Raw genomic sequence first — 21,197 nt, 5'->3', positions numbered from 1 at the left:
TCGATTGGCCCGTTACTAACGAATTTCAGAAGCTTTCAAAAATATAAATGTTTAGTTATATTCTTTTCAGTAATTTTCCATTTGTTGCATATCTTCTCAACCGTATGTACGCTTGTATTATCAATAGGAAAGAATGAACATTGGTTGGTCCATTCCTGACCGTTTAAAAGATAATACAAGACATTAATGACACCTCCATGTGTGACTATCAATACATTCGACTGGATTTCTTGATTTTCAAGCTTCATACATAAGTTATCAAATGAATTTCTAATTCTGTTATAAAAATGTAATGGAGTTTCGCCTCCCGGAAAAGGAGTATCCATCTGAAGAGTATTAAAGTAAATCCCTGGATACTTTTCCTCGGCTTCTTTATTAGGCATTCCAGCTAGCACTCCGTTATTCATTTCTCTCCATTCTTCTGAGTAAATGGCCTCTATTTTAAGAATCTGTTCAATTTCCCTTGTCGTTTCAACAGCACGTGTAAGATCGCTGCTCAGAATTGTATTGATACCGTATTTCCCTGGATGACGATATAGATCCTCACCAAGTTTCCTCGATTGAAGGACGCCCTGGTCAATTAACCCCCTGTTACTCCAACCTCCTCGAAAACCATCTTCATCCATGCCGTGCCTTACTAATAAAATCTTCATTGTAATGTCTCCATCTAAGTTTAGTTTTCAAATTAATCGTATTTAGTTGTATTCGCTCAGTTATTCAGCTCTCCTGCCCTTTACTTCAATAAACGAGAAAGGAGCTGCAAGCAAGCAGCTCCTTCACTTTCTTATTCTCCAACTCAAGTTCTACTATACTTACCAGTGTCTTCGGCATATTCCCGAAGAATCCAACCACATTGGCTGCAAACGTTTCTTGTGACTCCTCTAAGGGCTTCATTTTCAATGTGTTACACTGATCCGAACATTTTTTTACCACGAGGCTGATCTCCCTTGTCGTCCGGTTCAAGCGTAATCCCGATCCGATCAAAATTGGGAGTATCAGATTCCATCGGCAACGTCAGCATGCCGACACCGGCACCTTCAGATACAACCCGAAACGTCCCTGCGCTGGAGCGAATACCATCCTTAATGAGCCAGACCTGATAGGCTTGATCACCGGTCGTTGGTGTGGCTCCGTAGACATATACCACGAACTGCTTGCTCTTCCCTTTGTCGAGGATGTAGGCGATGCCGGAAGCCTTGGAATCATCAAGAGATTGAGATTGCAGCGGAATAGCTATTTTGATCTGTGATGGGTCTACATACTGCATTTCAGCAGTCGTTGACATGTTTATACGTTCACGATACAACCAGAAGTTCCATGCCGAACCGAAAAGGAACATAGCAATCATCGCAACGGCTGGAGCTTTTCGCAACCAGCGTATTTTTACACTTCGACGGTTTGTCTCAGCAGCAGGTTGAGCTTTTGTCGTATCCTCAGCAGCAAAAGCCGCCTTCATCACTTGCTGCTTCAAATCTTCTGGTGGTTCGATTTGTTCCATATCTGCGGACATCCTCTCCCATACGGGTTGTAGTTCAGCGGTCTCCGCTTGGCAGGCTTCACAGCCTGGCAGATGACGCTCAAAGACAATGCGCTCTTCCTCAGTGCATACACCAGATAAATAATCCAGGTACAATTCGCAAACGGATTGTGTTTTCTCGTCCAAGGTCATCCCTCTCCTTCTACGACCAGATGTCTGCGTAATATTTTCAATGACTGATGCAGTCTGTTCTTCACGGTGCCCAAAGGCTCCCTATAGTGCTCGGCCAATTCTCTCAGGCTGTAACCTCGCCAATAAAAATCCTCTAGAAGCTCGATCTGTTGCTTAGACAAAAAGCGATAGGCGTTGCGAATTTGCTCCTTGAGTGACTCTCTCTCCACATGTACTTCAGGCGTGGCCGCTTGATCAGGGATGCTTTCCATTTCTTCGGGGAGATAAGGAATAAGCCCATTGCTGTGCCTGCGCTGCTGGCGCAACCAATCCATCGTCAAATTTCGGGTGATTGTAATTAGCCAACTTGTGAACTTTCCCTTATCTGGATTGAATACCGAATCCGTCGTCCACAGCCGGACGTAAACGGATTGGACAATATCCCGTGCGGCTTGTTCGTCTCGAGTCGCTTTGCAGGCGAAGGAATAAATAAGGGACACGTAGCGATCGTATAAAATGGACAACGCTTCCTGTTCCTTCTGTTTCACGAGCAGCATTAATTCGTAGTCAGATAGATGGTGCATACGGACGAGGCCTCCTTGGTCGCACCGGTTCAATATTTCAACCTGGTTTTACACGCGCAATATTTTTATGGGTAAAAACAAGAAGACATCAGCAAGGAAACCGATGTTACAGTTCCCCTGCTGATGTGGGTAATTACGATTCTGGCAAGTCTATGATATCACTAGTTTATGTTCTGGTTACGGTCTACTTAGCCGCTGGTACACCATTGAATTTACCGGGATCAATCACGAACCATACATCCTTCACTTTCTGACCCATTGTGTCGCCATGCTTGACGTCTTTCGCAAAGTAATACAGCGGGGAGCCTTTGAAGGTCGCTTGCTTGGTGCCGTCAGGACGTGTGATGGCGCCGAAGTCTTCCTTATTCAGGGTTGATGGCACACTGCCTTCTATGGTCCCATATACCGGCCAAATCGCAAGACACTCGCCTTCGCAAGCGCTCATTTGCGGCTTATCTTTCGTAAAATAGTATAATGTCCGACCTTGATCGTCTGTCAGATACGGACCTAACTCTGCGTTGGAACCAAGCATAACACGGTAGTCCGGCTTAGCCGCGAACCATACGCCCATAACGCCTTCACCCAGCGTATCGCCAGCTTTTTTATCTTTTGCGAACGTATAGAGAGGCCAGCCTTTGTACATCCACTGCTTCGCACCTCCCGCATGCGTCACAACGGTAAAATCTTCAGGATTCATCGAAGCTGGAATCTGCAGTTGATCCGCACTTAGGATAGGCCAATTCGCAAGACACGGCCCTTGACAGGCATCTAAATTCTGAGCATCCTTGGAGAAGTAATATAGTGTACGGCCTTTACCGTCTACGAGGACAGTTCCAAGCTTGGCGTCCGTACGCATACCAATTCGCTCAGGTAGCTTCGCGGAAGCAGGAATGATTCCGTCCTTCTGTAATTTATCAAAAAGCTTCTGTCCATCAGACATCGATCCATATAAGGATTCAACAAGTGCTGTGGAGACATGATTATTTATCAACGCGGAGACACCAGAGATTTGGTTCATCCCTTTGTCGGCAGCAAAGGATTCTGTATCCTCGTAAGCGAAGTCCTTATCCGATTTATAACCTAGAACCTCAAGCAGCACCTTATACAACTGTTGTGAGCTTACAGGTGCTAGTGGACTGAAATGATTCGCTCCATCGCCCTTCCAACCGTATTGAGGGTTGCTGTTCAGATAAGCAAGAATAGCTTGGTTGTTTGCTCCTACCTGATTCGCATCGTCAAAGTTCTTCTTCCCCGTATATGCGCTTGCCTCATCAAGCTTCCCCTGCAGCCGCAGCGAGATAATAGCCGCTTGCATACGCGTCGTGCTCTTGGCTAAATATTCAGCGTCAACGCCATTACGGTCACCGTTAAGTAAACCAAACTCAGCCGCCGTCGGTGCGTCCGTTTTTACGTCACCTTTACCTACTGTAGCCTCTTCAGCCATAGCGAGCCCCGGTACCAGCAGCATTGCGCTTAGCGTAACTGCAAGAAGCAGCTTCCCCATTTTTTTCATCCTTTGACAACCTCCTATGAAAATATGATGTTATTAAAAGGTAACGCTGGAATGAACCAAGAGGTTTGAAGGTACAGAAAAAAATATTATTTTAAGCATATCTACGATTTTTGAGCATCTCGCCTCTTCAATTGTATATAAATTGGTATAGTACACGAGGAATACGAGTTAAGGAGGACTACCCAATGAAATACAGAAGATTAGGCGGAAGCGGACTTAAAGTCAGTGAAATCAGCTTGGGAAGCTGGCTTACCTATGGAGGTTACGTCGAACGCGAAAATGCAGTGAATTCGATTAAAACCGCCTACGATCTGGGTATTAATTTTTTCGATACGGCGAATGTCTACGAGAATGGAGCCGCGGAAGAACTCGTCGGAAAAGTACTCAAGGATTATCCGCGTGAATCCTACGTACTGGCTACCAAAGCATTCTGGCCCATGGGAGACGGTCCTAACGACCGTGGATTATCACGAAAACACATCACGGAGCAAGTGAACGCAAGCTTGAAACGTCTCGATCACGATTACGTCGACATTTTCTACTGCCATCGCCACGATCCAGAAACACCGCTGCACGAGACACTGCGGGCCATCGACGATCTCATTCGCCAAGGCAAAGTGCTCTATGCCGGCGTAAGCGAGTGGCAAGCATCCGAGATCGCGGAGGCACTCGGTGTTGCCGACCGATATTTATTGGACCGTATCATCGTTAATCAACCCATCTATAATATGTTCGATCGCTATATCGAAAAGGAAATCATCCCACTTAGCGAACGTTCCGGCATCGGTCAAGTCGTGTTCTGTCCACTTGCACAAGGCTTGTTGACCGGCAAATATACGTCCATCACCAACATCCCGCAGGACAGTCGTGCCGCCAAGTTGGAATGGGTGCGCGAGGGGATCACGGATGAGAAAATTGCTAAAGTAGCGCAGCTTGCAGTAATTGCTGTGGAACTCGAGATTTCCGTTGGAAATCTCGCATTGGCCTGGATTCTACGCAATGACAACGTAGCAAGTGCACTTGTCGGAGCCAGCCGTCCGGATCAGATAACTGGAAATGCGAAAGCATCAGGCATTGAACTGAGCGAAGACGTGCTCAATCGCATTGAAGAAATCCTGCAATAAGTTCGACTTGGATAGTAAAATGCTGCTGAAAATGAAGAAGACGTTAGTCAGATGTATAACATCCGTTAACGTCTTCTTCGGATAAGCATATTGCGTTATCCCCTCTCGTCTCAGAGCTCAGCAATTCGCTGCTCTATGCGCGGGAACAGTTCAAAGGCATTCTCGTAAAATACTCTCTCGTGGTGCTGCTCAGGCACGAGACGGCGGACGAATTCCGCATACAGGTCAATTGGCGCAAGCGGCCAATCGGTCCCGAACAACATTTTCTCGTAATGATCGGAGTATACAAGAGCCCGGCGGAAATGATCCATGAATAGGGGCTCTTTCATAAACCGCTCAAAATGAGGTCGATCACCGACGACGAGACCGGACAAATCGGCATAGACGTTCGGATTCTTGGCGACGACTTCCGCAGCGTCCATCACCCATGGATCCCCCAGATGACAGATCATAAAGTTCACGTCACGCTGCTGATAGGCTAATTCATCCACGGTGAGCGGATGCGAATACTTGAGCAATCCATTCTTGGAGTATGTATCACCGGTATGAATGACCACCGGCAGTCCGTATGTAGCCGCCAGTTCATAGATCGGGGTATAGATTTTGTCATAGACATAATGGTGATAGTACCCGGCATACAACTTTATTCCCGCAACCTCAGGCGCCTTTAGCCGCGCTTCGATTCGGTCCAACTCCTCTTGCGCGTTCTTCCCTATGAGCATGTTCGGATTGATGCCTACGCATTCCATTAAGAACGGTGGAACCGTACCTTCCAAGTCAAGGCCCATGGGATTAGGTGAGGTATAGTCAGGAAAGGCTCCTTTCACTTGCTCCGTAACACCCATGCCAATCCCGAGAATCACGTCGTTCTTATCAAACTCGGCCTTGAGGCCTGCCGCCGTGTAATCGACTTTGGACAGGTCCCTCGCCGTTTGATGAAAGCTATCGATATCCGATAAATGGATGTGAATGTCAATGATCGGCATTGGAAATCTCCTTATCGTCAGTTGGATTAGTGAAGGTCAGCTTCAGCAGGTCATGGAGATCTTCTAGATGCAACGTCTTCTCCCCACACAGTATAAAGGTCGGCTGTGTCCAAGCGGTTTCTCCATTCCGTATTGGTAGCTGGTGATTTACGCCATAATTAAACACCTGATTGTTCACGTAGAAAGAAGCAGATTGAGTAGGATAACGAATGATCGTATGAAGCATGTCTTTACGCGTATCCGCACCGATTCGCAAGAGTCCTTTGGACTCAAGATTACCTTCCACCTGTCCGAGAATAAACTTGCCTTCGTTCGGAAGTTCCATCCATCCTTCAGAATAGACTGGCGATGGTTTAAAGTACTGCTCATCCGAAAGATTAAACTGCGGCAAAGCCATTCCACTTCTGTTCGTCGCCGAATGCAGGATGCATAGGACCGGCACGCCAGGCAGCATCAGGTAATGCTGGTTGATTGTCATCCCCCGGTTAGCTTCCTGCTTCTCAATGGAAGTCGTTATTCGGAGTCCCTTCCAGGTGTTCCCGTGAACATCTGTGCGCTCCGCCCAACTCATCGTTCTCGGCTCCTGCTGCCGACTGAATCCGCTGATACCAGGAATATCGACACCAAGTCCGCCGTACCACGGATTCCACCAGGAACGCGGGACCGCTTCCGGGTAGGAACTATCAAGCCATTCTTCCCCACCATACTTCAGGGAATGCACGCAGCTCCCGAAAGCAGGCGCAGCCGCAATAGAGATCACGCCGTTGCTAACCGCGTAGACGGGCCCTCCTGGTCCTTCCTCTATGTCGCAAGCAATGGTCGATGCCGTCTGAGGCAACCACAGGCCCGACCGCTTCTGAACGCGATCCTCACCGCGATATACGGCCCGAACCTTCCAAGCAGATCCGCTATGTTTTTGCAATTCCGATGGCAGAGGCATATACTCGCAGCTTGCTGCGCGCATATCCTTCTCACGACCCAAATCCATGTCAGCGACCTTCCTCTGCTCTCCGTCATCGCTCTGGATGAACAATTCAAGGCTCCCAGCAAGCGGAATCATCTTCCGTTCGCGTAGTTCTGCCTGAAGTACTCCCGCAGCGAACGGATTCCCGCCACCGATCGTGAATGCAAGATGATCGTCGAGCACCGGGGTGACTTTATCCCGCTGCTTCCTTGCGAAGGAGCGGAAATCCGACCAATTCGCAAAGGTATTCAGTGCAAACACCGTTGTCTTCGTTCGCACAACTTCTCCAGCGGCAATGAGGTCAAGATGATGCTCAAGCCCAAGTGTGTACTCTGGTCGAAGCAGCTTCAGAGAATCATCCCAGCAAATCCCGCAGGTGATGTTCTCTTCCTTGCAGAACAGCCAATTCTCCGTGATCTGTGCGCTGTCCCAATGACTCGGATCGCTGGCATAAGCATCGCCCATATCCACGTAATGGCCCTGATATGGCAGGATGAGGCGCTTACCGAAGAAGCCGAAATTCGTTAAAGCGTACATAGGCTCTTCCAGCGCTTTTCCGCTGTTATTGCAAATTTCGTTATGAAACTCGGCGATTCCATTAGCATACAGCTTGACCACCGTTCTGATCTCTACGCCCGGGAACTCTTCCGACGCGTAAATTGCTTCGAGCACCTGGCTCTCGTTTTCCGAATAAATCTTCACTTCGCTGGCCTGTTTCTTGGAGAATTCTTCAGCGAACGGCTTGCCTAGCTTCGGATAGGTCCACCAAAAGTTGTGGCTTGAGCCGGGATATTCGATCCACATGCTATTGTCGATCTTGTTGAGGTGGAGAGAATATGCGCCGTTCACGGCGACCCACTGATCTCCGTTCTCCCCTCCATAGCGCCCATATCTTCCCTTCACGAGAACGGATAGTCTGCTATTGAAAGAGACCGCGCGCTCACCCACAGGAACGGCCGTCACCTCAATATCGTGTGCGTAGAGCCCATAAGAACGCAGGATGAAGGGTACAGGGATAGAGGCTTTGCTCTTCGCCGGAACCTTGAAGCGTACCGCGCGGTCAGTCCATTCCATGCATTCATCTTCCGGCAAATTGAGAGCGAACTCCGCGTCCGAGGTGAAATTATTCTCCACGTTCAGATACAATTCGGCCGGCGAACCCGGATACAATTCACGGGTTGGAAGCTCCATTTTCATCTTGAGCGGGAATTTGGGCGCGACACCGATGCGGAACGCCGCCCGTCTACCACCGATAACCCATTCACTCTTTACGACCGGATGTGTCTTCTTCGCGTTTTGTTCCTCCCGAACGGGATCCAGTGCAAACTCGCTTTCCACGATGACAGTCTCGCCTGGGGCAAGTGTTCGCACAGCCTCTAGGTCAAACCGAATATTCTTGTCGTTCTGACCATTGATCTCAATCGCCAGATCCGATGCAGAACGATTCGTGATGTGGTAGCGAATCTTATAAGCGGAGCCAAACACAAGATCATGATCATCCATCTCTGTGAAAATTGCATAGTCAGGTGTGTCGAGGGCAGTTAATCCGCGACCCGTCTTCTCAAATGATGCTCGCAAGAAAAGATCGCCCTTTTGCCAAGTATAATCAAAATAATCAAACCCCCGCTCCTGGCGGCCATCCGGCTCAATGACGAGTTCGCGCGTACTGTCGGCATACCAATCGAATTTCTCGAAATAGGGAGCAAGGGCTTCGGTTTGCAGTACGGTAGGAATGAAGTTCATCAAATGGACGTAATCATCACTTTTTTCCCAGAAGAACCCGCATTTCTTATACATCGGCACTGCCTTGGTATTACCTGGCCAAGTGAACAGATCAAGGCGAGGCCACCCCGCTTCGACCGTTCTGCGGACGGCGTTCAGAATCAAATTGCGACCGACCTTGTGACCGTGATAATCGGGGCGCACATTCAACAGCGGTACATACAACGCGCCTTCGTCATGACGATAGTGCGAGAAACTGCAGAATCCAACTACCTCTTCGCCATCGACGGCGATAAATAGGTGCAGGTGAGAAGAAATCTCCAACTCTCGACGCACACTGTCCTCTGTTCTCTGATCGGTTCCACCGCCCCAACTTTCGTTGCTGCGGTTCCACATCTCTGCAAGCGCTCCAGCGTAGGAAGGATCATATTCGATAATGCGGATGCGTTCCGCGGTGATATTTGAAGTCATGAGCTCATCTCCTTATCTTTCATTAAATGATTATGAATGAATCAGACCCTATTAAATTCTTATTATACTATTATTTGGAAGGAGATTACGAGCGTTAGGTCTCCTCATCCTACAAATAACATCCGCCTTCCAAAATCACTAAAGTTTCTAATAAATAGACCCCCACGTACCTGACATCAATGAGAGGTACGTGGGGGTCTATAATGTTAGTTATACAATAGTTTGAGACAAATAAGCATGATAAATTTTCATCAGAGACCATAGAGAAAATATAGCATACTAGCAAATCTTTATAGACAAAAGTAATCAATAAGTGTTATTTTCAAAATAAAGGAGTAACCATGAACAGATGTATTTATTTTACTAATAATGCAGAAAATTTAAAATATTCAAAACAAGAGCACATTATCCCCGCAGGATTGGGCGGCATTACGAAACTGCCTCATGGATATGTCTCTAATGAAGCAAATGAGTTTTTTTCACCGTATGAATTGCGAGCATTTAGAAATTCGTTCTTATCAATTAATCGTAATAACAATGGTCCAGGACGAAGAGGTTCTTTGAATGTACAAAATGTTCGTAACCCAGTTATTCAGATCTTTGATGCGGTGGTTCCCGATAAAGAATTGGATACTATGCTCGTACCATTTCGATTAGGTTTTTTATTTTCGGGGATAGTAAGAATCTTACCACAAATATATATTCGCTTTGATGAAATGTGGAACATGAAACGTCCGCTTTATGTAGCTGATAATTATTCACAGAATCCCGAAGAATCCTTGTCACAATTTCGTGCTATGTTAGGGGGATTTCTTAATGACAAGAATAGAAAATTCATTTTTATAGAAGCACCACACTCTGTATCTACCAGATTTGTTAGTATAGGAAACTATAACAAAAAGTATTTCATTTGCTCCTCTATACAACCCTTTCGATTAGATAACTTTGCTAGTCTTTTGCAGTTACGCCCTTTACCTGAATTATCCCCATATCTATTAAGTTCAGCTTCCGACTATCATTACAGTTACACATTGGGGGATATCAATGATCCGGCTTTTCCAATGGTATATATAAAGACTGCATTTAATACACTTACCTATTTAATGGGCCACTCTTTTGCATTACAATCGATTTTCGACCGATTACGTCTTAGTATTCGCAATACAGAAAATCTAGACCAGTATTGGGCTAACAGTGTAATGCCTCAATGGTTAATCAATTGGGTAAATATAAATGTTCCTGCAAAAGCACACTTTGTAGTTATTCACGGAAGTGAGACTACAATAAAAGCATATGTAAGTTTTTATCGTGAACCGTTAAATTCTTATATACATTTAGCTTCAAATTATACTGGGGAATCTTTTAAATTGGGTTTTGTTTGTGACTGGCAAACGCACGAAGAACAGAAATTTTTAACGATAGATTAAGCTGATATGGCACAGACGAAAAATCATTCTCAAGTCAGCATGATTTTACTATGAGAGCGTTGTTAATTAACCACAATGTCCCTTTCCTAACATAAAGGAACCAATTCACCGAATTGTGAGCATGTTGCAGCAGGTATGGGGACTTTTCCTTGGCTAATCTATTGGGTACTTTTTGAGTTGTCATGGGGCATCACCTCCTTGGTTTTGCTAGTTTTTTCTAGCATCAAGTTTAGTACAAACAGACTAGCACACCAGCAGTGACTCAACTCTGCCAATGATTATATAAAACACTATCTTCTACTGCTGAATGGAACCCCCATCGAATACCCTACGCACAATTAATTACTTGGGTTATAACAAATATAGCCCGAACTCAAGAGAATTCGGGCAGGAAGGCTTTTTACAAATAGGTAAATGTGGCTTAAAATCAATTACTTCTCACCAACAACACACAGCACTCCACATGTGTAGAGACAGTGGAAATGACCTCCAAAAGTCCTCGCTCTTATTTATAACAAACAGTCAACTCCACCCGATTCCCTTCCCTATCATACACATTCCGCTCCAACAGCTTCTTCAATGCCCGATTCTTCTCTTCACTTGTCACCGCATCACTCCACAACTCCCTAAACTGACCAACTCGCTCATATATCTGCTCCACATTCGGATAATTATCTTCATCTACTACAACTTTCCGCAAATCCTTCAACTCTTCTTCCAGCTTCTGTATCTGCCTAGACCGGATAGCTTTACGCTCCAAAAATACTTGCTTCGTTATCATGTCCTCTTCGTATGACTCATGTAGGCTTGTCCAATGCCCGTTTCTGTTTCTTTAATATCTGTTCCTTCACCTCAATGATCGAATGCGTATCATTGTACCTACTTCCATGCAGTTTAATCTCCCGTAAAATGTTCGGATCTACATTGATAATCCGATTATAAAGAGCATTGAAAAAAATCAACATCCATTTCTTTGCCAAAATGCTCACATTTGCTGCCATCTTTGTACTGGTGATAGCATAATGCGCTCCATGCTGCACTTGCTTCTTATTCTCACCTACTCTAAATCTCATCCGTGAACCGCATTTCAAAACAGAAAGCCTGACAAAGGAAAAATGTTACGCCTTGAATTTGGGTTCAGCACTCAATACTTAAGCAGCCGCTCCATAATCGCTTCATGTTCTTCCGGCGTTTCCATCTTTTCATGTGTTCACATGACTTTAACCCGCACTTCTTCGGGTACAAGCTCCACCTAACCACACTTGGAACGGGTTCTGCCATAAGTAATGTAACCCAAATGGATTTCAATCGCCGTAAACGTTACACCGTAATGTTCGAGCAGCCCTTGTTTTTTCCATCCCTCTTGATGCTGTATGGCTTGGGTATCTTGTTGTCCGTTAACCAAAAGGAAATATTTGTGGACGAAGACCGGATTATCACATCTGCGGGCATTTCGGCGAGTATACATATGGCATTCCATATGGTTCAGCGGTTGCTCGGCAAACACGTTGCTGCTGACACGGCTAAAATAATGGAATTCGATAATGATCTTGAGGATTGATGGAGCAAAAAGAGCCTAATCTTTCTTTAACCGAGTTGGACTGTAGCTTACCCGTTGGCCAAACAAATGCTGACATATGTTTGGCCAACGGGTAAAAAATTTGCATTTTTCCTTGAAGAAAATTAGATGAATAATGGCAAACCATCCAATCAATCGCCCTTCGACCTTCCTCCACAATTTCAGCGCTCATGCCCTTACATCTGCGGAAAAATCCCTTCATTGTTATCCAAGCGGAAGAAGTCATTTGAGGGATTCAAAATTGCATTTCAACCAAAAGTTATCTATATAAAGTCGAAACGTTGTATTATGTTTACAGAGAGTTCTAGAATAAAGGTAATGGAAATAAGAGGTGTGTCATTGATGTATAGAGTGGCTATTTGTGATGATGAGGACAAACAAAGAGAACTCGTTAAAAACATTCTGATTATTTTGTCGATAAAGACAAATATCGATTTTGAAATCGGATTATTCAGCTCGGGAGAACAGTTAGTAACCTATTATGAGCAGCATAACACGCCATTCCATATTCTAATTATGGATATTGAAATGGCTGGAATGAACGGGATTCAAACAGCCCATAAGATAGGAGGGTTAAATAACCTGGATGAACAAATTATTTTTCTGACAAGCTACCCCGAATATATGGTGGAAAGTTTTGACGTCATGACATTCCAGTACTTGATTAAACCCATTGCCCCCATCATTTTGGAGGAGAAAATCATCAAGCTATGCCAATACTTTCAAGCACTTGATAAAAAGTTTATGGTCATCAAGTCAGCCTATGAAGAAATCGTTGTAAAACATGATGACCTCATCAGTATTGAAGCTGCCAAAAGCTTAACTATAAAAAGTAAACTGCATTTTATTACCACGAATCAAACCTATGATAGCAAAGGCATCATTTCAGATTATGCTGTGGCCTTAAAAGACTGTAACTTCTTGCAGATCCATCGTTCCATTATTATTAATCTGCTTCATGTGAGGAAGTTTGCTAGCGGAGTCGTTCTCATGTCCAATGGGATGGAGCTACCCATAGGCCGTTCCAAAATGAAAGAGGTTAAAGATGTTTACACCAAATTTATGATTATGAAGGTCGATTGATATGATTCAAAATAATTTTCTTATTGTCTTTAGCATTGTACTTCTGATGGGTATTCAAGTTAATTTTTTCTTCAACTCGATTTTTGATAAATCAGCTAAAAAACAAAACCGATTCATTTACTTCATTATCTTTGGGTTGCTCGATTACCTATATCTAGTTATTCCCGTCACTCCTATTTTATCTTCGATTCTCACCTTGCTAATGATATTTAGTTTTTCGCTATCTTATAAAGTAGAATTTAAAACCAAGTTCACTTTTTCAATACTTTACGCTGTATTAATAACTCTCACTAATTTTATATCCCTTTATCTTTTTTATACCATAGATTCAGTTGACTTTAGCTTTGATCCTGTAAATGAACAAGATCAAATAGCCAACACGAAAGCTATTATACTCGGTTGTGTGATCATGTTTGCAATCATTCAGATCATACGACTAGTTGCAAAACGCAGAAGCTTATCTTTGGATAATCGTTACTACATATTATTCTTGGTTATTCCTATCGTAAGTATATACCAGCTGAGTATTCTAACTTATAAGGACGTTTATTCTTTCATTTCCGTTATTGGATTTCTTTTCTTAAACGTTATGATTGTCTATATTTTTGATCATATCGTTGATAAATTTCAATTCATGCATGAGAATTCGCAGTTGCAACATCAGATGGACTATCAGGATGCGAATTATGAAAAAGTCGTTCACAGCTTCAAATCCATTAAAAGAATCATTCACGATACGAATCAACAGTTTCTGTATATTGAAGAGTGTATTAAGCGAAATGAGTTATCAGCAGCCATGGAACATATTAAGACGACATTAAATAAAGTCGAGGGAGCCTATCACCGGGTGAATACGGGGAATCTGGTTATCGATGCTCTTGTCACGAATACGCTTAATATTGGACAAGCCAATGGCATAAGAATAGATACGAAGCTTAACTTATGTTCACAAGAAGTCCATATTGACCGTTATGACTTATGTGTTGTCATTGGTAATATGCTAGATAACGCAATAGAAGCTTCTAAAAAAGTAAACATTGCAGAGGATAGGTACATTCATATCAAAATACATGCTACTGAATCAACCCTACTCATTCACATCTTGAATCATATGGAGAATGAAGTTGCGCACTTACACAGCCAAAAACCCAACCCTGAATATCATGGTATTGGATTAACCAATATCGCTAGAATCTGCGACAAGTACGGTGGTCATATGACCATTGAAACGAAACATAACGTATTTCATAATATGGTCCTACTACCATTTTAAACGGACAATCCTTAAACAACATGTTGTTTAGGGATTGTTTTTTTCGTTTCAGGGTGATTTTTCATATAACAGCCTTCTTCCTTGTATGATGAATTCAGCAAGTCACATCTAGAAAGAATTCGAGGAGGAATTATTAATGAAGAAGATGGTTTCTGTATTCATGACCGCTGTACTTATTGCAATACCGGTCACCCCTGCTTTTGCTCTAACGAACCATGATACTGTAAAGGAAAAGGCACAGGAGCTGGCTTCGAAGATCATGTCTGATTATGGTGTAAGTGGATTGCAATATGCAATTATGGATCATGGATCCATTGTTCTATCCGATAGCGCTGGTGTATACGATAAAGCGACCAAAAGTCCGATCACCAAAGACACGATGTTTGGAATTGGCTCGGTAAGTAAAACGTATGTGTCTGCTGCAACGATGATACTAGCTGATTCTAAAAAAATTGATATTGATAAACCGCTAACCACGTATATCAAGGACTTTAAAATGGCAGATGAACGATATAAAGAGATTACGCCACGCATGTTGATGAATCATTCTTCAGGAATTTACGGTAGTCACTATGCGAATAGTGTATTGTTTGATGATCATGATGCGAAAAATCATGATGAATTATTGATCAAATTACAATCAGAACACTTAAAGTCAAACCCCGGCGAGTTTTCGGTATATTGTAATAATGGTTTTCAGCTGCTTGAACTCTTGATTGAACGAGTGAGCGGTTTAAGTTATAGCGAATTTCTTGCAACCTATATTAGCAAACCTCTTCAATTAACCTCAACCAAAACACAACGTGATTCATTTGATAGAGACAGGCTCACAAAAACTTATTTTCCAGGGATCGACCAGTCTTTACCCGTTGAGAATGCCAATCTCCTTGGGACAGGGGGCATCTACTCCACAGCTGAGGAATTAAGTAAGTTCGCAGAAGTATTAATCGGGAATCGAACAGATATTTTATCCGAGAAGTCAGCAAAGGCCATGCAAAGTCATGAGTATAGAAAAGGGGTGTGGGTTTCTGAAGAGACAAACACCGTTAATTATGGTCTTGGTTGGGATGCCGTCCGTTTAGCGCCGTTTAGTGATTACGGAATAACCGCATTATATAAAGGTGGAGATACGTTGATGTATCACGCGGCTTTGACTACCCTACCCGAACATGATATTTCTATAGCTGTGCTTTCATCGGGTGGGAGTTCTTTGTACAATAGTATGCTTGCATCTAATGTTCTATTGGAATATGCAAGAGCCAAGGGCATCATTAAAGAGATCCTACCTGAAAAAACATTTGAAGCTCCATTGAAAGTGGATATGCCATCGGATTTGATTGCTTACTCTGGACTATACGGTACCGTAGGTAAAACGGTAAATCTGGAGATAAAGAACGGAGAGATTGATCTACCAGCTCTAGGAAATGGATTGCTGCCGCCTCAAAAATATGTATATACGGGCAATGGACAATTCAAAAACAACGATGGGAATGTAACTCTAAGCTTTGACCAACCGAAGAATGGAAAAACCTATTTAAAGCTTAACGCTTACATCAATATTCCAGGACTAGGTCAAACGGTTATGGTGATGTATGAATATCAAAAGTTAGATTCTAATTCTCTAAATCAGTCAACTAAAACGGTATGGGAAGATAGAAATGGAAAAAGTTACTACGCCTTGGATGAAAAGATAACTTCAGGCATGTATCTTACCAAAGCACTGGTGGCCAAAAATATATCCGTTGATATCAACCATGGATACGCATCCGGTACTAAAATTGTTGATAAGAATAAAGCAATAAACGTAATGAGTATTCCTATTATGAAGGGAAGAGATACTTTTGATTTGAATTTCTATAACGTGAACCATGCAGAGCATTTAGTGATCGACGGACAATCTTATATCAGAGAAGATGCGATTCACCCCATTTATGATGGGAATGATTCATTCTGCAACATACCATCCAATGGTCAAGCTGTGTGGTATAAAATTGATGGAAAATCAGCCAATCGAGTCATGAACGTTGAGACTCCGGTAAGTGGGGGATTTGCCGTTTATGACGCGAATGGAATGGTTGTGAACTTTTCAAAGGTAACGAACAATCATTCGGTAGTACTACCTGAAGGTGGGATGATCGTTTTTGGTGGTAATAAGGGGGATCGATTTAAAATTAATTTGAAGAATAAATAAACGTGGAGCATCTTATTCATATTGGTCGATGAGGCCTCTCACAACATTTTCAAGTGTTGCCACGATATGAATAAGAAAATGTCCAATCGTTACAAAAAGGCCGGGTACTACTCCAAAATGGGAGCTGTACCCGGCCTTTTTTATGACTATTCCTCCAGATAGAGACTTACTTTGTTTTGAATACTATTGGCAACCGTTTCAGCCGATTTTTGCCCGCTAAAGAATGGTTCTGTTTCGTCGATTAAAATTTTCTTGATTTTCGGATCGAGTCCACTATACCGCTTCAACTGCGGAAGAAGTCATTTGAGGGATTCAAATTTGCATTTCAACCAAAAGTTATCAATATAGAGTCAAAACGTTGTATTATGCTTACATAGAGTTCTAGAATAAATGGAATGGGAATAAGAGGTGTATCATTGATGTATAGAGTGGCTATTTGTGATGATGAGGACAAACAAAGAGAACTCGTTAAAAACATTCTGATTACTTTGTCGATAAAGACAAATATCGATTTTGAAATCGAATTATTCGGCTCGGGAGAGCAGTTAATATCCTATTATGAGCAATATGGCACTCCATTCCATATTCTAATTATGGATATTGAAATGGATGGAATGAACGGGATTCAAACAGCCCATAAGATCAGAGGATTAAATAACCTAGATGAACAAATTATTTTTCTGACAAGCTACCCCGAATATATGGTGGAAAGCTTTGATGTCATGACATTCCAGTACTTGATTAAACCCATAGCCCCCATCATCTTGGAGGAGAAAATCATCAAGCTGTGCCAATACTTTCAAGCACTTGATAAAAAGTTTATGATCATCAAGTCAGCCTATGAAGAAATCGTTGTAAAATATGATGACCTCATCAGTATTGAAGCTGCCAAAAGCTTAACCATAAAAAGTAAACTGCATTTTATTACCACGAATCATACCTATGAAAGCAAAGGCATCATTTCAGATTATGCTGTGGCCTTAAAAGACTGTAACTTCTTGCAAATCCATCGTTCCATTATTATTAATCTGCTTCATGTGAGGAAGTTTGCTAGCGGAGTCGTTCTCATGTCCAATGGGTTGGAATTACCTATAGGCCGTTCCAAAGTTAAAGAGGTTAAAGATGTTTACACCAAATTTATGATCATGAAGGTCGAATGATATGATTCAGCATAATGTGCCAATTGTCTTGAGCATTATCCTTGTGATGGGCTTTCAAATGAACTTTTTCTTCAACTCGGTATTTGATAAATCAGCTAAAAAACAGAACCGAATGATTTGCTTCATGATCTTTGGGCTGCTCAGTTACGTATATTTGGTTTTTCCCATCTCTCCGATGATAAGTTGGTTTCTACCTTTGCTTGTAATCATTAGTTTTGCGCAATCTTATACAGTAGAATTTAAAACTAAAATCGTGTTTTCTATGCTTTACGGTGTTTTAATGTCTATCACCAGTTCTATATCTCTTTATATTATTCACACCCTAGATTCCGTTGACTTTAATGAAGCTGTGAATCAACAAATAACCTACATGAAGGCTATTATACTCAATTTCATGATCATGTTTGCGATCATTCCGATCATACGACTGCTTGCCAAGCGTAGAAGTTTCTCTTTGCATTATCGTTACCACTTATTGTTTTTGGTTATTCCGATCGTAAGTATATTCGAACTCAATATGATTACTTATGAGAACGTCTATTCTTTCATTTCCGTCATTGGACTTCTTTTCTTGAATGTGATGATCGTCTATATTATTGATAATATCATTGATAAATTTCAATTTATGAATGAGAATGTTCAACTGCAGCATCAGATGGACTATCAGGATGCGAATTACGAAAAAGTCGTTCACAGCTTCAAATCCATTAAAAGAATCATTCATGATACGAATCAACAGTTTTTGTATATTGAAGAGTGTATTAAGCGAAATGAGTTAGCAGCAGCCATGGAACATATCAAGACAACATTAAATAAAGTCGAAGGAGCCTACCAACGGGTGAATACGGGGAATCTGGTTATCGATGCCCTTGTCTCAAATACCCTTAATATTGGACAAGCGAATGGCATCAGAATAGATACCAAACTTAACTTATGTTCACAATCCGTCCCCATTGACCGTTATGACTTATGTGTTGTCATTGGAAATATGCTAGATAACGCAATAGAAGCTTCTAAAAAAGTAAACCTTGCAGAGGATAGGTACATTCATATCAAAATACATGCTACCGAATCAACTCTACTCATTCACATCTTGAATCATATGGAGAATGAAGTTGCTCACTTGCACAGCCATAAACCCAACCCTGAATATCATGGTATTGGATTAACCAATATCGCTAGAATCTGCGAGAAGTACGGTGGTCATATGACCATTGAGACGAAACATAACGTATTTCATAATATGGTCCTACTGCCATTTTAAACGAACAATCCTTAGACAACATGTTGTTTAGGGATTGTTTTTTTCGTTTCAGGGTGCTTTTTCATATATCAGCCCTCTCCCTTGTATGATGAATTCAGCAAGTAAATATAGAAAGAATAACGAGGAGAGAAATGAACATGAAGAAGAAGATGGTTTCTGTATTAATGACCGCGATACTTATTGCAATACCGATCACCCCTGCTTTGGCTCAAACGAGTCCAGATACTGTAAAAGAAAAGGCACAGGGGCTGGCTTCGAAGATCGTGTCCGATTATGGTGTAAGTGGAATGCAGTATGCGATTATGGATCATGGATCTATTGTTTTATCCGATAGTGCTGGTGTATACGATCGAGCTACCAAGGCACCAATAACGAAAGACACGATGTTTGGCATCGGCTCGGTAAGCAAAATGTATGTTACTGCTGCAACGATGATGCTAGCTGATTCTAATAAAATTGATATTGATAAACCACTGATCACATATATTAAGGAATTTAAAATGGCTGATGATCGATATAAAGAGATTACGCCACGCATGCTAATGAATCACTCTTCAGGACTTTACGGTACTCACTATGGGAATAGCGTGTTGTTTGATGACAATGATACGGAAAATCATGATAAATTATTGGCAAGATTACAGACAGAAAATTTAAAGTCAAACCCAGGCGAATCCTCGGTATACTGTAACGATGGTTTTCAACTGCTTGAAATCTTGATTGAACGAGTGAGCGGGTTAAGTTATAGCAAATTCCTTGAAACCTATATTAGCACACCTCTTCATTTAAGCTCTACTAAAACACCACTTGATGCATTTGATAGAGGCAGGCTCGTAAAAACTTATTTTCCTATGATGGAACAGGCTTTACCCGTTGAGAATGTCAATACAATTGGAGCAGGAGGCATCTACTCAACTGCAGAAGAACTAAGTAAGTTCGCGGAAGTATTAATCGGGAAACAACCGGATATTTTATCTGAGAAATCAGCAAAGTCCATGCAAAGTCATGAGTATAGAAAGGGCGTATGGGTTTCTGAAGAGACAAACACCTTTAATTACGGGCTTGGTTGGGATGCCGTTCGTTTAGCACCGTTTAGTGATTACGGAATAACGGCATTATCCAAAGGCGGGGATTCAATCATGTATCACGCTGCATTAACTACCCTACCAGAACATGAAATTTCTATTGCTGTACTTTCAACGAGAGGCAGTTCCTTCGTGAATAGTTTGTTTGCTTCTAATGTTTTATTAGAATACGCAAGATCCAAAGGCATCATTAAAGAGCTGCTACCTGAAAAAACATTTAAGCCTTCCTTGAAAGTGGATATGCCATCGGACTTGCAGTCATACACCGGATTATACGGTTCGGTAGGTAAGACTGTAAATCTGGAGATCAAGAATGGAGAGATTGATTTACCCGCTCTAGCAGGTGCACCGATACCGCCTCAAAAATATGTCTATACAGGCAATGGACAATTCAAAAACAAAGATGGGGATGTAACCATAAGTTTTGACAAACAGAAGAACGGAAAAACCTATGTTAAGCTTATTGCTTATATCAATAAACCAGGATTGGGTCAAGCGGTTAAGGCAACGTATGAATATCAGAAGTTAGATCCCAATCCTCTTAGTCAGACAATGAGAACGGTATGGGAACATCGAGATGGGAAACAGTACTACGCTTTGGATGAAAAGATATCTTCAATCTTCTATTATCTACCCTCAGGGCTGAATGTGTCGATTAATATCGATCATGGATACGCATCCGGCACTAAAATTGTTGACGAGAATAAAGCCGTAAATGTATTCGATATTCCTATATTGAACGGTACAGATGCATTTGATTTGTTATTCTATAACGTGAACGATACAGAGCATTTAAGGCTCGGCGGACGAACCTATATCAGTGAAGACGGTATTCAGCCCATTGATAAAGGAAACTCCTCGATTTGCACCATACCAGTAAGTGGTCAGGCTGTATGGTATAAGATTGATAAAAAAACAGCCAATCGAGTCATGACCGTTAAGGTTCCGGGAAGTGGAGGATTTGCCGTTTATGACGCGAATGGAATGGTTGTGAACTTTTCAAAGGTAACGAACAATCATTCGATAGTCCTACCTGAAGGTGGGATGATCGTTTTTGGTGGTAATAAGGGGGATCGATTTAAAATTAATTTGAAGAATAAATAAACGTGGAGCACATCAATCT

At 42.3% G+C, this 21,197-nt stretch carries 18 protein-coding genes and 1 pseudogene; 9 read left to right on the top strand and 10 right to left on the bottom strand.

What is annotated here, in order from left to right; all coding sequences use genetic code 11:
* Positions 1 to 35 precede the first annotated feature (35 nt).
* The 5 genes from C558_RS0106730 to C558_RS32420 all read right to left on the bottom strand — a co-directional run bounded on the left by C558_RS0106730 (position 36) and on the right by C558_RS32420 (position 3,745).
* On the bottom strand, positions 36 to 653 hold the full coding sequence (locus tag C558_RS0106730) for a histidine phosphatase family protein (RefSeq protein WP_018755486.1): 618 nt from the start codon (positions 651 to 653) through the stop codon (positions 36 to 38).
* 85 nt (positions 654 to 738) lie between these two features.
* The gene (locus tag C558_RS0106725) at positions 739 to 894 is read right to left on the bottom strand and encodes a hypothetical protein (RefSeq protein WP_156826007.1); all 156 of its coding nucleotides are present in this window, start codon (positions 892 to 894) and stop codon (positions 739 to 741) included.
* Between the two features lie 10 nt (positions 895 to 904).
* Entirely contained in the window at positions 905 to 1,663 is a 759-nt protein-coding gene (locus tag C558_RS0106720) for an anti-sigma factor (protein ID WP_169445314.1), read from the bottom strand.
* Positions 1,664 to 1,665: 2 nt separating this feature from the next.
* Positions 1,666 to 2,232, bottom strand: a complete 567-nt coding sequence (locus C558_RS0106715; RefSeq protein WP_018755483.1) for an RNA polymerase sigma factor — start codon at positions 2,230 to 2,232, stop codon at positions 1,666 to 1,668.
* A gap of 184 nt (positions 2,233 to 2,416) precedes the next feature.
* Positions 2,417 to 3,745 (bottom strand): hypothetical protein, encoded by a 1,329-nt coding sequence (locus C558_RS32420; protein ID WP_018755482.1) that lies wholly within the window; start codon positions 3,743 to 3,745, stop codon positions 2,417 to 2,419.
* Between the two features lie 185 nt (positions 3,746 to 3,930).
* On the opposite strand from C558_RS32420, the gene C558_RS0106705 reads away from it, so the two are divergent.
* The gene (locus tag C558_RS0106705) at positions 3,931 to 4,869 is read left to right on the top strand and encodes an aldo/keto reductase family protein (RefSeq protein WP_018755481.1); all 939 of its coding nucleotides are present in this window, start codon (positions 3,931 to 3,933) and stop codon (positions 4,867 to 4,869) included.
* Between the two features lie 110 nt (positions 4,870 to 4,979).
* Here the strand turns inward: C558_RS0106705 and C558_RS0106700 are convergent, their stop codons facing one another.
* Both C558_RS0106700 and C558_RS0106695 read right to left on the bottom strand, forming a co-directional pair.
* Complete coding sequence (locus C558_RS0106700) at positions 4,980 to 5,855, bottom strand: amidohydrolase family protein (RefSeq protein ID WP_018755480.1); 876 nt, start codon at positions 5,853 to 5,855, stop codon at positions 4,980 to 4,982.
* The gene (locus tag C558_RS0106695) at positions 5,842 to 9,012 is read right to left on the bottom strand and encodes a GNAT family N-acetyltransferase (RefSeq protein WP_018755479.1); all 3,171 of its coding nucleotides are present in this window, start codon (positions 9,010 to 9,012) and stop codon (positions 5,842 to 5,844) included. Before C558_RS0106695 ends, C558_RS0106700 begins: the two co-directional genes overlap by 14 nt.
* Before the next feature lie 341 nt (positions 9,013 to 9,353).
* On the opposite strand from C558_RS0106695, the gene C558_RS0106690 reads away from it, so the two are divergent.
* A complete protein-coding gene (locus C558_RS0106690; protein WP_018755478.1) occupies positions 9,354 to 10,439 on the top strand; it encodes a hypothetical protein in 1,086 nt (361 codons plus the stop codon).
* Between the two features lie 34 nt (positions 10,440 to 10,473).
* Here C558_RS0106690 and C558_RS33025 read toward each other — a convergent pair whose 3' ends face one another.
* The 3 genes from C558_RS33025 to C558_RS0106675 form a co-directional block, all read right to left on the bottom strand.
* On the bottom strand, positions 10,474 to 10,623 hold the full coding sequence (locus tag C558_RS33025; RefSeq protein ID WP_018755477.1) for a DUF255 domain-containing protein: 150 nt from the start codon (positions 10,621 to 10,623) through the stop codon (positions 10,474 to 10,476).
* A 321-nt stretch (positions 10,624 to 10,944) separates the two neighbouring features.
* On the bottom strand, positions 10,945 to 11,220 hold the full coding sequence (locus tag C558_RS0106680; protein ID WP_018755476.1) for a hypothetical protein: 276 nt from the start codon (positions 11,218 to 11,220) through the stop codon (positions 10,945 to 10,947).
* A 16-nt stretch (positions 11,221 to 11,236) separates the two neighbouring features.
* A complete protein-coding gene (locus C558_RS0106675; RefSeq protein WP_018755475.1) occupies positions 11,237 to 11,512 on the bottom strand; it encodes a hypothetical protein in 276 nt (91 codons plus the stop codon).
* A 341-nt stretch (positions 11,513 to 11,853) separates the two neighbouring features.
* Between C558_RS0106675 and C558_RS33640 the strand changes: the two are divergent.
* The 7 genes and pseudogenes from C558_RS33640 to C558_RS0106640 all read left to right on the top strand — a co-directional run.
* Positions 11,854 to 12,000, top strand: a pseudogene (locus C558_RS33640) (DJ-1/PfpI family protein); the annotation flags it as partial.
* Positions 12,001 to 12,360: 360 nt separating this feature from the next.
* Positions 12,361 to 13,101 carry a LytR/AlgR family response regulator transcription factor gene (locus tag C558_RS0106665; RefSeq protein WP_018755473.1) on the top strand — a complete coding sequence of 247 codons (741 nt, stop codon included), beginning with the start codon at positions 12,361 to 12,363 and terminating at the stop codon, positions 13,099 to 13,101.
* Position 13,102: 1 nt separating this feature from the next.
* The gene (locus C558_RS0106660) at positions 13,103 to 14,374 is read left to right on the top strand and encodes a sensor histidine kinase (RefSeq protein WP_018755472.1); all 1,272 of its coding nucleotides are present in this window, start codon (positions 13,103 to 13,105) and stop codon (positions 14,372 to 14,374) included.
* A gap of 136 nt (positions 14,375 to 14,510) precedes the next feature.
* Positions 14,511 to 16,565 carry a serine hydrolase domain-containing protein gene (locus C558_RS0106655; RefSeq protein ID WP_018755471.1) on the top strand — a complete coding sequence of 685 codons (2,055 nt, stop codon included), beginning with the start codon at positions 14,511 to 14,513 and terminating at the stop codon, positions 16,563 to 16,565.
* 419 nt (positions 16,566 to 16,984) lie between these two features.
* Positions 16,985 to 17,725 (top strand): LytR/AlgR family response regulator transcription factor, encoded by a 741-nt coding sequence (locus C558_RS0106650; protein WP_018755470.1) that lies wholly within the window; start codon positions 16,985 to 16,987, stop codon positions 17,723 to 17,725.
* Between the two features lies 1 nt (position 17,726).
* Entirely contained in the window at positions 17,727 to 18,989 is a 1,263-nt protein-coding gene (locus C558_RS0106645; protein ID WP_018755469.1) for a sensor histidine kinase, read from the top strand.
* A 137-nt stretch (positions 18,990 to 19,126) separates the two neighbouring features.
* Positions 19,127 to 21,178, top strand: a complete 2,052-nt coding sequence (locus C558_RS0106640; protein WP_018755468.1) for a serine hydrolase domain-containing protein — start codon at positions 19,127 to 19,129, stop codon at positions 21,176 to 21,178.
* Positions 21,179 to 21,197 lie beyond the last annotated feature (19 nt).

Origin of the sequence: Paenibacillus terrigena DSM 21567, assembly GCF_000374845.1 — a bacterium.
GTDB classification, from domain to species: domain Bacteria; phylum Bacillota; class Bacilli; order Paenibacillales; family Paenibacillaceae; genus Paenibacillus_K; species Paenibacillus_K terrigena.
The sequence above is the reverse complement of the archived record's forward strand: the minus strand, read 5'-3'. Positions and strand labels throughout refer to the sequence as shown.

Coding starts and splice junctions, on each gene's coding strand:
- C558_RS0106730 (WP_018755486.1), bottom strand. CDS start 653: ATGAAGATTTTATTAGTAAGGCACGGCATGGATGAAGATGGTTTTCGA.
- C558_RS0106675 (WP_018755475.1), bottom strand. CDS start 11,512: ATGAGATTTAGAGTAGGTGAGAATAAGAAGCAAGTGCAGCATGGAGCG.
- C558_RS0106640 (WP_018755468.1), top strand. CDS start 19,127: ATGAAGAAGAAGATGGTTTCTGTATTAATGACCGCGATACTTATTGCA.
- C558_RS0106695 (WP_018755479.1), bottom strand. CDS start 9,012: ATGACTTCAAATATCACCGCGGAACGCATCCGCATTATCGAATATGAT.
- C558_RS0106715 (WP_018755483.1), bottom strand. CDS start 2,232: ATGCACCATCTATCTGACTACGAATTAATGCTGCTCGTGAAACAGAAG.
- C558_RS0106660 (WP_018755472.1), top strand. CDS start 13,103: ATGATTCAAAATAATTTTCTTATTGTCTTTAGCATTGTACTTCTGATG.
- C558_RS0106650 (WP_018755470.1), top strand. CDS start 16,985: ATGTATAGAGTGGCTATTTGTGATGATGAGGACAAACAAAGAGAACTC.
- C558_RS0106655 (WP_018755471.1), top strand. CDS start 14,511: ATGAAGAAGATGGTTTCTGTATTCATGACCGCTGTACTTATTGCAATA.
- C558_RS0106645 (WP_018755469.1), top strand. CDS start 17,727: ATGATTCAGCATAATGTGCCAATTGTCTTGAGCATTATCCTTGTGATG.
- C558_RS0106680 (WP_018755476.1), bottom strand. CDS start 11,220: ATGATAACGAAGCAAGTATTTTTGGAGCGTAAAGCTATCCGGTCTAGG.
- C558_RS0106700 (WP_018755480.1), bottom strand. CDS start 5,855: ATGCCGATCATTGACATTCACATCCATTTATCGGATATCGATAGCTTT.
- C558_RS0106705 (WP_018755481.1), top strand. CDS start 3,931: ATGAAATACAGAAGATTAGGCGGAAGCGGACTTAAAGTCAGTGAAATC.
- C558_RS33025 (WP_018755477.1), bottom strand. CDS start 10,623: ATGACAACTCAAAAAGTACCCAATAGATTAGCCAAGGAAAAGTCCCCA.
- C558_RS0106690 (WP_018755478.1), top strand. CDS start 9,354: ATGAACAGATGTATTTATTTTACTAATAATGCAGAAAATTTAAAATAT.
- C558_RS32420 (WP_018755482.1), bottom strand. CDS start 3,745: ATGAAAAAAATGGGGAAGCTGCTTCTTGCAGTTACGCTAAGCGCAATG.
- C558_RS0106665 (WP_018755473.1), top strand. CDS start 12,361: ATGTATAGAGTGGCTATTTGTGATGATGAGGACAAACAAAGAGAACTC.
- C558_RS0106725 (WP_156826007.1), bottom strand. CDS start 894: ATGAAGCCCTTAGAGGAGTCACAAGAAACGTTTGCAGCCAATGTGGTT.